General features: G+C 41.3%; 9 protein-coding genes and 2 riboswitches. Of the genes, 4 read left to right on the top strand and 5 right to left on the bottom strand.

Features of this window, described 5'->3' with window-relative positions:
• Positions 1-2 precede the first annotated feature (2 nt).
• Both ahcY and metK read right to left on the bottom strand, forming a co-directional pair.
• Positions 3-1,415 (bottom strand): adenosylhomocysteinase, encoded by a 1,413-nt coding sequence (ahcY, locus tag A3IK_RS0100275; RefSeq protein WP_020557949.1) that lies wholly within the window; start codon positions 1,413-1,415, stop codon positions 3-5.
• Between the two features lie 21 nt (positions 1,416-1,436).
• A riboswitch (S-adenosyl-L-homocysteine riboswitch) is annotated at positions 1,437-1,536 on the bottom strand.
• A gap of 43 nt (positions 1,537-1,579) precedes the next feature.
• Positions 1,580-2,740 carry a methionine adenosyltransferase gene (gene metK, locus A3IK_RS0100270; RefSeq protein WP_020557948.1) on the bottom strand — a complete coding sequence of 387 codons (1,161 nt, stop codon included), beginning with the start codon at positions 2,738-2,740 and terminating at the stop codon, positions 1,580-1,582.
• Between the two features lie 29 nt (positions 2,741-2,769).
• A riboswitch (S-adenosyl-L-homocysteine riboswitch) is annotated at positions 2,770-2,848 on the bottom strand.
• Between the two features lie 187 nt (positions 2,849-3,035).
• Between metK and A3IK_RS0100265 the strand changes: the two genes are divergently transcribed.
• Positions 3,036-3,479 (top strand): RrF2 family transcriptional regulator, encoded by a 444-nt coding sequence (locus A3IK_RS0100265; protein ID WP_020557947.1) that lies wholly within the window; start codon positions 3,036-3,038, stop codon positions 3,477-3,479.
• A gap of 54 nt (positions 3,480-3,533) precedes the next feature.
• Positions 3,534-4,730, top strand: coding sequence for a globin domain-containing protein (locus tag A3IK_RS0100260; RefSeq protein ID WP_020557946.1), 1,197 nt, complete (start codon positions 3,534-3,536; stop codon positions 4,728-4,730).
• 261 nt (positions 4,731-4,991) lie between these two features.
• Here the strand turns inward: A3IK_RS0100260 and A3IK_RS18060 are convergent, their stop codons facing one another.
• A complete protein-coding gene (locus tag A3IK_RS18060) occupies positions 4,992-6,185 on the bottom strand; it encodes an MvaI/BcnI family restriction endonuclease (RefSeq protein WP_020557945.1) in 1,194 nt (397 codons plus the stop codon).
• A 144-nt stretch (positions 6,186-6,329) separates the two neighbouring features.
• Between A3IK_RS18060 and A3IK_RS0100250 the strand changes: the two genes are divergently transcribed.
• Positions 6,330-8,009: a DNA cytosine methyltransferase gene (locus tag A3IK_RS0100250; protein ID WP_020557944.1), complete on the top strand. Its 1,680-nt coding sequence runs from the start codon at positions 6,330-6,332 to the stop codon at positions 8,007-8,009.
• An 18-nt stretch (positions 8,010-8,027) separates the two neighbouring features.
• On the opposite strand, the gene argC is transcribed toward A3IK_RS0100250, so the two are convergent.
• Together argC and A3IK_RS18055 are read right to left on the bottom strand one after the other, a co-directional pair.
• Positions 8,028-8,966, bottom strand: a complete 939-nt coding sequence (gene argC / locus A3IK_RS0100245; protein ID WP_020557943.1) for an N-acetyl-gamma-glutamyl-phosphate reductase — start codon at positions 8,964-8,966, stop codon at positions 8,028-8,030.
• Between the two features lie 115 nt (positions 8,967-9,081).
• Positions 9,082-10,389, bottom strand: coding sequence for a DNA cytosine methyltransferase (locus A3IK_RS18055; protein ID WP_020557942.1), 1,308 nt, complete (start codon positions 10,387-10,389; stop codon positions 9,082-9,084).
• Between the two features lie 527 nt (positions 10,390-10,916).
• Between A3IK_RS18055 and tkt the strand changes: the two genes are divergently transcribed.
• Positions 10,917-12,923, top strand: a complete 2,007-nt coding sequence (gene tkt, locus A3IK_RS0100230) for a transketolase (RefSeq protein ID WP_020557941.1) — start codon at positions 10,917-10,919, stop codon at positions 12,921-12,923.
• Positions 12,924-13,008 lie beyond the last annotated feature (85 nt).

Below are 13,008 nucleotides of genomic sequence, written 5' to 3'. Positions count from 1 at the left end.
GATTAGTAGCGATAATGATCCGCTTTATAAGGGCCATTAACTGGCACATCAATATAGGCCGCTTGTTGTTCGGTAAGTTCGGTCAATTGAGCGTTTAATTTCTTCAATTGTAAGCGAGCTACTTTCTCATCTAAGTGTTTAGGTAAGGTATACACACCAACAGGATATTTACCCGAATCACGTTCAGTCCAGAGTTCAATTTGTGCAATCGTTTGATTGGCAAAAGAGGAGGACATTACATAAGAAGGATGACCTGTCGCACAACCTAGATTTACTAAGCGGCCTTGCGCTAATAAGGTAATGCGTTTACCGTCTGGGAAAATAATGTGATCAACTTGTGGTTTGATCTCTTCCCATTGATATTTTTCGAGGCTAGCAACATCAATTTCATTATCAAAGTGACCGATATTGCACACGATCGCTTCGTTTTTCATCTTAGCCATGTGATCGTGAGTGATAACATGGTAATTACCTGTTGCCGTTACGAAAATATCTGCTTTATCAGCAGCATAGTCCATAGTGACAACGCGGTAGCCTTCCATTGCGGCTTGTAGCGCACAAATCGGGTCAATTTCAGTCACCCATACTTGAGCAGACAGTGCACGTAGGGCTTGAGCAGAACCTTTACCCACATCACCATAGCCTGCAACCACAGCCACTTTACCCGCGATCATGACGTCAGTCGCACGTTTAATCCCATCAACTAAAGACTCACGGCAACCATATAGATTGTCGAATTTAGACTTAGTGACCGAGTCATTCACATTGATTGCTGGGAAGCGTAAGTCACCGCGTGCATGCATTTGGTATAAACGATGTACACCTGTGGTGGTTTCTTCGGTAACACCACGGATTTGAGCTAAACGTGTGCTATACCAAGAAGGATCAGTCGCTAAACGTTTACGAATCGCAGCGTATAAAAAGGTTTCTTCTTCTGAGGTCGGTTTAGCAACGACACTGATATCTTTCTCAGCACGTGCACCTAAATGTAGGAGTAGGGTAGCATCACCACCATCGTCCAAAATCATATTGGCTTGTTCACCTGACCAGTCAAAGATTTTGTGGGTGTAATCCCAATACTCTTCGAGTGATTCGCCTTTATAAGCAAAGACTGGAATCCCGGCAGCAGCAATCGCAGCAGCAGCATGATCTTGAGTAGAGAAAATATTACAAGAAGCCCAACGAACGTCAGCGCCTAATGCTTTTAAGGTCTCAATTAACACGGCTGTTTGAATGGTCATGTGTAAGGAGCCGGTAATACGAGCACCTTTGAGCGGTTGAGTTTTAGCAAACTCTTCACGAATCGCCATTAAACCGGGCATTTCAGTTTCGGCAATTTTAATTTCTTTACGACCCCAATCAGCAAGGCCTATGTCAGCAACAATATAATCATTGAATTGACTCGAACTCATCATTCAATCTCCGTTTAGTTGATAATTGAATGAGCGCCGTTAGTCATTACGGTTGCCTAAGCCTGGCGGATCTACCCCTTATTAAAATTAGGATGAGGTAGCCGTTGCAGCGCTCCTTAGACGGAAATTTCACCTAGCCTATAATAGACTAGGTGAATAAAAGGGAATTATAAACCGGCGGCTGCGCGTAAGGCGTCAGCTTTATCGGTTTTTTCCCAAGGTAAATCTAAATCTTCACGACCAAAGTGACCGTAACTGGCGGTATTACGATAGATCGGACGTAATAGATCTAACATTTTGGTAATACCATAAGGACGTAGGTCAAAATGCTCACGCACTAATTTTTCAATTAAAGACTCGGCGACTTTATTAGTACCAAAGGTCTCAACAGAAATAGAGGTCGGTTGAGCCACACCAATCGCGTAAGATACTTGAATCTCGCAACGGTCTGCTAAGCCTGCCGCTACAATGTTTTTCGCTACATAACGACCCGCATAAGCGGCTGAGCGATCCACTTTAGAGGGATCTTTACCAGAGAATGCGCCACCACCATGACGTGCCATACCACCGTAGCTATCGACGATGATTTTACGTCCGGTCAGACCGCAGTCACCTACTGGGCCACCGATTACAAAGTTGCCGGTAGGATTAATGTGTAGCTGAGTACCTTTATGTAACCATTCTGCCGGTAACACTGGCTCAATAATCTGCTCACGTACGGCATCACGTAAATTGCTGAGGTTAATTTCAGGGTCGTGTTGAGTAGAAAGCACAACAGCATCAATGGCAACGATTTTGCCGTCTTCATAGCGTACGGTGACTTGTGATTTAGCATCAGGACGTAACCATGGCAGAATGCCATTTTTACGTAATTCAGCTTGTTTTTTCACTAAGCGATGCGCAAAGGTTAATGCAGCAGGCATTAATACATCGGTTTCATTACTAGCATAACCAAACATCAGGCCTTGATCGCCTGCACCTTGGTCTTCACTACGAGCGCGGTCTACACCCATCGCAATATCAGGAGATTGCTTACCAATGGCATTAATAACCGCACAAGTATTGCCGTCAAAACCAATACGTGAATTGTTATAGCCAATATCATTTACCACACCACGCACAATACCTTCGTAGTCAATATCAGCGGTCGTGGTAATTTCGCCCGCTAAGACGATCATGCCAGTTTTAGCGAGGGTTTCGCAGGCTACACGAGCATAAGGGTCTTTAGTGATAATAGCGTCTAAAATGGCGTCAGAAATTTGATCGCACATTTTGTCAGGATGGCCTTCAGATACGGATTCAGACGTAAACAGGTGAGTCTCAGCCATTACGTTCTCCTTTATGATAATTGATTACTAATGACTGAGCGCCGTTTTGTTATGTTGACAGTCTGTTGAGCCTGGCAGAAAAGTTCTGTTGCAACGCTCCTCAACATCTGTGCTCTCAGCCTAATGGCTTTATGGGGTAGCAATGATACTAAAAAATTTAGGTTTGTACAGAGGTTATCGATATGGAGGAATGGGATCTTAAACAGGCAAGGTAGGTAAATACCCTATAAGTTGTATTTTAAATACAATATTTATATGATGCCGATCTCTCTTGATCAGTTAGCGAGTAAGGCTAGTGCAATTAACACAGTTTACCGATATTGGGTTACGGGTTTTGATGTATCTAACCCAGCATCAACGTGAGTCATTAGTCACGATAGCCGAACTCGCTGAGCAGTTTCAGCTCTCACATAATCACTTAATTAAAGTGGTAAATCAGTTAGTGAAGCTGAATTGGGTTGAGAGTACACGGGGGCGTAATGGTGGGTTACGGTTAGGCATACCTGCTCATCAATTACACTTAGGCAGGCTGATTCGAGCGTTGGAGGGGCATACGCCCTTAATTGAGTGCGATAAAGCCGCCTGTGTTTTAACAGGAAGCTGTCATTTACAACGGATTCTTGCTGAGAGCCTTAATCAATTTTATCAATACTTAGACCAGTACACCTTAGCGGATATCGTGCGTGACCCAACACAATCCATCCTGCAGCAATTACATCAGCAATGGGCTACTCACTAAAAAGGCTTATCTAAACCGTCAGTTAGCCAATATCACCTAAAAAGGATTTATTTTATGATCACAGCAGAATCTCTAGCGATTGTGCAAGCGACCGTGGGCGTCGTCAGAGAATATGGTGCGGATATTACCCGTAAATTTTATAGCACTTTATTTGCCGCTCATCCGGAATTAACCAATCTATTTAATATGAGCAATCAGGCTAGCGGAGAGCAACAACAGGCACTCGCTAGTGCGGTCTATGCTTATGCAGCTAATATACAAAACCCCACAGCGCTTGAGCCAATTCTCTCGCGCATTGCCCATAAACACGCAAGCCTAGGGATTAAACCAGCCCAATATACTCTCGTAGGTAAGCATTTATTAGCTGCGATTAAGTCGGTATTAGGTGAGGCGGCGACCCCTGAAATCTTAGCGGCATGGGATGAAGCTTACTGGCTATTAGCCTGTGAATTAGTGGCGCGTGAAGCCAGTTTATATACCCAACAACAAGTCCGCCTAGATGAGTCATTTTGGCAAAATCTACAAATTGAGCACATTATACAAGAAACACCGGATATTAAATCCTTGTATCTTATTCCAGCCTCTGGAGAGAGTTTGCCGAGCTTTGTAGCGGGGCAATATGTCAGTGTTGCACTAGAAACGGATACTTATCGCCAAATTCGCCAGTATAGTTTGTCCGATACCAGTGCTAAACCTTATTGGCGCATTACGGTAAAACGTGAAACATCTGCCCCCGCACATCCTGCAGGATTAGTGTCTAATTGGCTCCATACACTAGCGGTGGGGGACAAGGTTAAAGTAGGTAAACCCTATGGTGATTTTGTTCTATCCCCACAAGCGGAGGGTGTGGTGCTGATGAGTGCTGGTGTGGGTATTACCCCTATGGTGAGTATCTTAAATAGCCTAGTCGAGCAAGGCTCTCGTTTACCGATACGCTTCATTCACGCCGCCCGTGAGCCTTCACATATAGCATTATATGATGAAGTACAGCGAGCCTATGAGTACCTGACAGATTATAAAACTGTATTTTTCTATGAAAATGCGAAAGGGACTTTAGCCAATAATGAATTCATAGGTTTCATGGATTTGCAAAAAGCAGGGCTTGATTTATCACGTCAAAATACTTACTACCTATGCGGACCATTAGCCTTCATTAGAGCACAACGCCAATGGTTACAAGCACATGGCATACCGACTGAACGTATTCAGTATGAAGTGTTTGGCCCGGATATGTTTGCTGGTTTGCAGTAGTAGCTAACCTACGTAAAGCAGGATGTTCTGTAAAAACCTTACAGAGCACCCATACGTTGAAATATAGATGTTCGACACTTGAACACTGCTGCTCAAGATGAAAAATGCGTGATGTTGTTTCGTATGCGCGATGTACCTAAGATGCCATTGTTGCCGTGGTAGAGGTTCATCGCAGTACACTATGAATCACAGATTGAGTCGTTTTTCCAGCCCTCATTATTTACCCAATTTAAATTCTGGTAGTAATAGTTACCTATTTGTTTAGGGGGTAATAAGCTCATACTTAACCGGTTGTGGAAATAGTAGTGCTAAATGTTCTGGGTTTATCTTAAATAAAGGGCCTTTTTCACTTACTTGTCCATTTGAGCCTTTACGTTTTATAAGATGATCAACAGTTATAATACCCTCAGCCAACAATGGCATTAATTGACTTTGCAAAGGAGCTTTAGTATGAGTGATGGACTTTAAGTAAAACAGCTCTTGGCCTTGTTTATCAAAGGATGAATCTGCCTCAATCCAAAAAGTTTCAGTATGCTTTTCAACTAATCGTTGTCGTAAAGTTTCAGCCTCCCAAAGTACTACATCACCATCGTCTATATGCTTTTCAAAAAGAATTTCCTGATTTTCTGCTAGGGTTAAGTATAATCCTTGGCTATTAGGTTTTAGTGCCTGTATGGTGCAATAAAGCTTGTGATCATTGTTACGCTGATAGCCATATTTCTCTAAGATCTCTCGACTTGATTTTAAAATGCTCTTTTGCCAGTTTGGTACTTGAGCAAAAAGGTTTGATCGATTACTACTTTTAGAGCTACGTGCGGATTTTATTTCAATGCCAAAATAATCAGGTTTTTTACTACTATTGGTAGGTATACCTAATGCTAGCTCAATAGCAATTCCGATAGCCGTATCTCCAGAAGTAGGCGATGTGATTGCTCCTCTTCTAGCGATAGTACGTAATTTATTTAATAGATCTTGAGCAATATTATTAGTAATAGCAAGACGTTTTAATATTTGACCAATATGATCATTAGTATTTTGATGTATACTTAAAGTTATCTGACTTAAATTAAATAGATATGGAGTTTTATCATAAATAGTAATAGCAATAGCATCACCTGCATTAGCAAAGTCCTTTAAGTACTTGAACCACATGCGTGGATCACCTTTTTTAGTTTGTGGGCGATATGCTGTCATTTCTGTAATAATTAATTCAGGGCTAGCTACAAAAATGGCTGTATATTTACACTTTGCTTCTGGTCCTTGAGCTTGATTAGAGTAATCATGCAATTTCATGGCTGTGAAAAGTGCTCTTACCGGATTGGTTGCATCTAAAATACTTTTATCTAAACCTGTTTTAGTAGGCCAAAAAATAGCAAAATCAATGCCCAACTCTACTAGAGTAGCGCGGTTGTTAAGAACATTACTAGAATTGTCTAAGATTACTTTGCTTATCATAGTGAAGAGGGGCTTGAGATGTTTTTAAGAGTAGTAAGACTACAGCGAGTAGAATGGGTTTATCAAGTAAATTAAGAAAAGCCCTGGACTTTAGTATAAGTTTATTCTAAAATAGAGTTTTGCTTCACTTGAGATAGGATGGCTATGAATCATATTGAATTATTTGCTGGCTGTGGTGGTCTAACTTTAGGCTTGGAGTCTGTAGGTTTTCAATTGGTTTTTGCTAATGAGCTATCAGCAATGGCAGGTGAAACATTTGCGTATAATTTTTTTCAAGAGAATTTAGCAGATACTTTATCTGGAAAAATACCCTTAAAAACTAAATGGTTGAGTAGCAATTACCCTCTTGCTGATTTAAATAAACGCCTACGCGAGAATCCCCGTACTTATCCATCTTTAAACAAAGGCTTTAGTGAAGTTTATAGTGTTGAGGATTTTAAGGGTGGATTAATTATTGGTAGTATTGTACAGCTCAATGAGTGGCTAGAGCAACATCAAGAGCAATTAGAAATACTTAAAAAAAGTTTTGGGCAGGGAGAGTTAGATCTAGTATCTGGCGGGCCACCATGCCAAAGTTTTAGTATGGCAGGTATGAGACAATTAACGAATGAGCGTAATACCTTACCGTGGGAGTTTGTTAAGTTTGTTAAGTATTTACAGCCCAAAGCTGTTTTGTTAGAAAATGTATCAGGTATATTAAAGCCTTTTAAAACAGATGGTCGATCCTATTATGCATGGTTTGAAGTTGCTAAGGCTTTTATGAGTATTGACTATATACCACTATGTTTACATATTAATGCTAAATATGTCGGAGTTGCCCAAAACCGACCACGTTTTATTATGTTAGCACTACGTCAGGATGTTTATTTTAATCTAAAACCCCATTTTAATACTTTAGAGCAAGCATTGTTTGCACAATCAGAATCTTGTCATGAAAAGTTAAAAAATAAGCAAATGTTTAATTATAGTGAATTGAAGTATTTTGATATTGAAAAATCAGAGCAGCAAATTTATTTTAATCATACCTTTTTAAAAGAATTAGTATGCTGTAAAAATAATTTACATACGGTATCAGATGCTATTGATGACCTAAGAGTTAATGCGGAAATTACTATCGTAAAATCTAGCTATGTTAAAAAAATAAATAAGCTACTGCTTAATGATAATAATAATATCTTAAAAAATCATGAATTACGTAGTAATGGTTTATTAGTAAAAAGCCGGTTTAGACTTTATCAAATACTAAATCAAGTTGATAGGAGGCTTTTAAATGAGGTAAAGCAAGTGCTAAAAGGTGAGCTTAACCAATTGTCCAATCAGGTAGCTCTAGAGTTATTAAATTTTGAGTATCTAGCTGAAAATGGTAGTGGTTTAATAAAGTTTAAAAGTAAGAATGAATTAGAGAGTTATTTAACTAAGCATCAAACTAAAAAACAAACTCAAAAAGCGTTGATTGCTGATAAGCCTGCACCTGCAGCTATGTCTATTGCGGATGACATTTGTCATTATCATCCTGAGGAGTTACGTACTTTAACAGTACGTGAAATGGCACGAATTCAATCATTCCCTGATAATTTCGTATTTCGCTCTAAAATTACTACAGGTGGTAAGATGCGCCAATTTGAAGTACCACAATATACTCAAGTAGGTAATGCAGTTCCACCCTTATTAGGGGCTGCTTTAGGTAAGGTGATTACAGAGTTACTAAATAAAAATAACACTAATAAAATAGAATTACCAAATGATGTGGAAACTAGAGTAACGAATGAGGTATGTACTAATCATCAACAGCTCGATATTTTCAAACAAAAATATCGAGCTTAGTTTGATATAAACTATTAGTTATTGGGAAATACCTAATGACTCCTCTAACCCCAGCATAATATTCATATTTTGAATAGCAGCGCTACTCGCACCTTTGCCGAGATTATCTAAGCGGGCAACTGCTAATACTTGAGATTGATCAGCAGATTCAAACACATAAATCTCACAGTTATTAGAGCCACCTAAATTCGAGATATTGAGAAATTTATCTTGTTCAAGATCATGCTCTCTCACTTGTACAAACTGTTCGCCCTGATATTTAGCTTGATACAGCTGTTTAATGTCTTTAGTCGTGCTATTTAATTCAGTTTTATCAAAGGCGACTAATACAATCATGCCTTGACGAATCGGCACTACACTAGGAATAAAGCTTGGGCGGCGTTTAAGACCGCTATGTTTAATAATCTCAGCAATATGCTTATGTTGGAAATCTAAACCATATAAAGCTAAGGCAGGCGGTGTATCACCCGATTCATAGGTATTAATCATGGCAGTACCGCCACCGGAATAGCCAGAATAACCATTAATATGAATCGCGGTATTATCGCCCAATAAACCCTGCTCACTTAAAGGGTTTAGTAGCAACGTGGCTCCTGTGGCATAGCAGCCCGGATTCGAGACATATTTAGCATTTTTAATTCGAGCACGTTGTTCTTTACGCAGTTCAGGCAGACCATAGACCCATTTTTCATCCACCCGATGCGCCGAACTCGCATCAATCACGCGGGTATCCATGTGATACAGATCCGCCGCAATTTCCTTAGAGGCTGCATCCGGTAAGCATAAAAAGACAATGTCAGCCTCATTCATCAAGGCTTTACGCGCATTGATATCTTTACGTGCTTCGGTTGCAATTTCAATCACTTGCACATGATTGTGGTGCTCTAATTTATCTCTGATTTGTAACCCAGTGGTGCCGTGTTGTCCGTCAATAAATACTTTTAGTTTGTTGCTCATTGTATATCTCTGAGAGGGATGAATAGCGCTATTATGAGACAAACTTACCCAGTTCAGCTACGCCAAAAGTACAAAAATTTTGGCGTATGTTATCTAGCCTTAAAAGTAAATAAGGCTATAAAGCTAAGGAAAGCTGATCAGAAATCAAGTCATCATTTGCACTTTTTACAGGTATAGCTAAAGGCTGATTTAGCTCAATGATATTAAATAATCTAACTAAGCTACGAGCCATGGCATAAGCTAAATTTACCGGAACGGCATTACCAATTTGTTTATAAATATTCGTGGGTGTACCGGCAAACTCCCAAGTATCAGGAAATGTTTGAATCCGTGCATATTCACGAGTGGTCAGTGGTCGGGTAAATTCAGGGTGACAGCGCTCAGTTTGTTTTTGGGCAGGCGCACAGGTGAGTGTTAAACTCGGTTCATCCCATGATAAGCGTCTTGCCATTCCTGTTTTACCCCCACCTAAATAAAAGCTTTTTAGCATATACTCTTTTTGAATCTCTAGAGGTAAATCACGCCAATAGCCGCCGGGTGGGACTAAATCCATAATTTCTTTTTTGCGCTTAGGATAGGATTGGCCTTTAGACTCTGGAGCATCAGTATCATAAAGCATTCCTGTTTTTAGAGCATCGCGTAAGGTAAGTATGCGTTTATAAGGGGCAGGCCATTGATAAGAGTCAATAAAATGCTTTAAGTCTTTTCTAATGCCAATTAGAAATAGGCGTTCACGTTTTTGTGGTACTTGATAAAAAATAGCCTTTAGTACTTTAGGCTCAATAAGCTCATAGCCTAGTTCATCAATAATACTTTTAATAGCCTCTAGCGTTTTACCATTATCATGCTTTAATAACCCTCTAACATTTTCAGCTAGAAATACAGGTGGATTAACTTCCTTAACACACCTAGCAAACTCATAAAATAATGTACCCCTGACATCTTCAAAGCCTAGTTTTTTACCTGCATAGGAGAAGGCCTGACAGGGAAAACCACCAGAAACTAAATCTACTTTATTATGGTACTCAGTAAAATCTAGCTCAGTAATACTGCTATTTTTCACATTCCAATGTGGGCGATTTTTAGTAAGTGTTGCACAAGCTGTTTTATCAATTTCATTTAATAAAACAGACTCAAAGCCCGCTTTTTCTAAGCCTAGACCTAGGCCCCCTGCACCTGCAAATAACTCTATAGAGGTGTAAGAACGTAAAGGTTGGGTAATATATTCCGCTTCCCAAGCAGAGTTCTTCATGAGTTGAGCTTGCTCAAAAACCTCTAACTGACTGCGATGGTAGACCCGATAGTTGTTCATAGGATGACGTAGAGGGGTAAGTTTGCCACTTTTATCCCAGCGCCTTAGGGTTTCTTTGGAGACTGAAAGCATATCAGCAACCTCAGCGACTGAAAGATATTCTTTTTCCATGGTAGGTGCATTAGTTTAGTAAAATAGCTAAATGATAGTAACATAGTGACTATGGTTAAGGTTGTTACTCGTAGTGGTATTCTATACAACTCTGATCTTATTACCCTGAGCCATTATGGGCTGCTTTTGCAGGTTATGAGGTATTTGATGAAATCCTTGAGGCTTTTAATCGAGTGGGGGATAGGTTAAAAGCTGCTGTTAGGCAAAGTACTAAGTTTTAAGTTCACCCCTGCCTGGTTTTTCGGTATAAAGTAAGGTCTCTATCCCAGATCAGACCTTACTTTGCTATGCTGCACCTAGCCCACTGTGAACCCTCCAAACGGGTAAGTGTTTCTCACTCTTTCTATGCAATACACAATCAGAGGTTAGTACACCGATGATCCTTAGGTATAATAGGCACCCTTAGCGCCACGGTACACCATTCAACACAAGGCTAAGTCTGATGATGCATCCTCATAACCCCTGCTATAGGTGTTATCAGCATGTTTCATTGAGTTGCGATTATTTGTATTTTAAGGAGTTCTGTTATGACCACCCGCCAACAGTTGGCTAATGCTATTCGTGTATTAGCAATGGATGCTGTGCAAAAAGCAAACTCAGGCCATCCCGGTGCTCCTATGGGTATGGCGGATATTGCCGAAGTGCTCTACAACGATTTCATGCACCACAATCCGACCAATCCTAAGTGGGCGAATCGAGATCGGTTTGTCATGTCCAATGGGCATGGCTCCATGCTGCCTTACTCGGTACTGCATTTAACCGGCTATGATCTGACGCTTGATGATCTTAAAGCCTTCCGTCAACTCCACTCTAAAACCCCCGGTCATCCTGAGTATGGCTATGCGCCCGGCATTGAAACCACTACCGGCCCCTTAGGTCAAGGTATTGCAAATGCGGTCGGTATGGCGTTGGCTGAGAAAGTATTAGCTGCTCAATTCAATAAACCCAATCACACTATTGTTGATCATTACACCTATGTATTCTTAGGTGATGGTTGCCTCATGGAAGGTATTTCTCATGAGGCGTGTTCACTAGCAGGGACTTTAAAATTAGGTAAATTAATCGCGTTCTATGATGACAATGGTATCTCGATTGATGGCGATGTAATCGGCTGGTTTGCGGATAATACACCGAAACGTTTTGAAGCCTATGGTTGGCATGTGGTGGCTAATGTCGATGGTCATAACCCAGATGCTATCAAACAAGCCATTGAACAAGCGCAAGCTGAAACCGAACGCCCCAGCCTAATTTGCTGCAAAACCATCATTGGTAAAGGCGCTCCGAATAAACAAGGTGGGCATGATGTGCATGGCGCACCCTTAGGGGCTGCAGAAATTGCTGCTGCGCGTGAAGCGATGCACTGGCCTTATGAGCCTTTTGTGATTCCGGCAGAAGTTTATTTAGGTTGGGATGCTAAAGAAAAGGGCCAAGCGCTAGAGTCAGAGTGGAATAAAACCTTTGCAGCCTATGCCGCAGAGTACCCTACCGAAGCGGCTGAGTTTCAACGTCGTATGAAGGGCGAGTTACCCGCTAATTGGGCTGAAGCTTCACAAGCTGCGATAGCAACTATTAATGCTAAAGCTGAATCACCCGCTACTCGTGTAGCCTCTAAAAATGCCTTAGACCAATTTGCGCCTTTATTGCCTGAGTTTTTAGGCGGTTCGGCGGATTTATCGCCTTCTAACAATACCTTTAATAAGGTCAGTAAAGCGATTAACTCGACTCATGGCCCTGAGCAGAATTTTAGTGGTAACTATATTTCCTACGGGGTGCGTGAGTTTGGGATGAGTGCCATTATGAATGGTGTGACTTTGCATGGCGGCTTTATTCCCTATGGTGCTACCTTCTTAATGTTCTCCGAGTATGCACGCAATGCCTTACGCATGGCGGCTTTAATGAAAATCCGCTCGATTTTTGTTTACACCCATGACTCTATCGGTTTAGGTGAAGATGGCCCTACCCACCAAGCGGTTGAGCAAATCCCCACTCTACGCATGATCCCCAATATGCAGGTCTGGCGTCCTTGTGATGGGGTGGAAAGTATTGTGGCGTGGAAGGCTGCTATTGAGTCTGAAACCATGCCGTCCTGCTTGATCTTTACCCGCCAAAATCTAGCGTTCCAAACCCGTACCCCAGAGCAAATCGCCAATATCGCCAAAGGTGGCTATGTGTTGAAGGATACCGAGGGTACGCCAGATGCCATTATTATTGCGACTGGGTCAGAGGTGGATTTAGCCATGAAAGCGGCGGCGCAAATGACCGACCGTAAAGTACGCGTGGTGTCTATGCCATCCACTAATATCTTTGATGCGCAATCCGCCGAATATAAAGAATCCGTGTTACCCAAAGCAGTAACAGCACGCGTCGCGGTTGAAGCCGCTGTGAGTGCGGGTTGGTATAAATATGTTGGTTTAAATGGCGAAGTGGTGGGTATGGATCGTTTTGGCGAATCGGCTCCTGCGAGTGAGTTATTTAAATACTTTGGGTTTACGGTTGATAATGTAGTCGCCGCCGTAAAACGTGTTTTGAGTTAACAGTCCGGTAAAATTAGAATGAGGGTTCATGGTGGCAAATGATGCAACTATGAACCATTAGGGTTATGCTTGACAGCGCACGCAC

The sequence above is a fragment of the Thiofilum flexile DSM 14609 genome, from assembly GCF_000380185.1.
Lineage (GTDB): Bacteria > Pseudomonadota > Gammaproteobacteria > Thiotrichales > Thiotrichaceae > Thiofilum > Thiofilum flexile.
The sequence above is the reverse complement of the archived record's forward strand: the minus strand, read 5'-3'. Positions and strand labels throughout refer to the sequence as shown.

Excerpts from the sequence above, each read along its gene's own strand:
- ahcY (WP_020557949.1), bottom strand. The coding sequence starts at position 1,415 with ATGATGAGTTCGAGTCAATTCAATGATTATATTGTTGCTGACATAGGC.
- metK (WP_020557948.1), bottom strand. The coding sequence starts at position 2,740 with ATGGCTGAGACTCACCTGTTTACGTCTGAATCCGTATCTGAAGGCCAT.
- A3IK_RS0100260 (WP_020557946.1), top strand. The coding sequence starts at position 3,534 with ATGATCACAGCAGAATCTCTAGCGATTGTGCAAGCGACCGTGGGCGTC.
- A3IK_RS18060 (WP_020557945.1), bottom strand. The coding sequence starts at position 6,185 with ATGATAAGCAAAGTAATCTTAGACAATTCTAGTAATGTTCTTAACAAC.
- A3IK_RS0100250 (WP_020557944.1), top strand. The coding sequence starts at position 6,330 with ATGAATCATATTGAATTATTTGCTGGCTGTGGTGGTCTAACTTTAGGC.
- argC (WP_020557943.1), bottom strand. The coding sequence starts at position 8,966 with ATGAGCAACAAACTAAAAGTATTTATTGACGGACAACACGGCACCACT.
- A3IK_RS18055 (WP_020557942.1), bottom strand. The coding sequence starts at position 10,389 with ATGGAAAAAGAATATCTTTCAGTCGCTGAGGTTGCTGATATGCTTTCA.
- tkt (WP_020557941.1), top strand. The coding sequence starts at position 10,917 with ATGACCACCCGCCAACAGTTGGCTAATGCTATTCGTGTATTAGCAATG.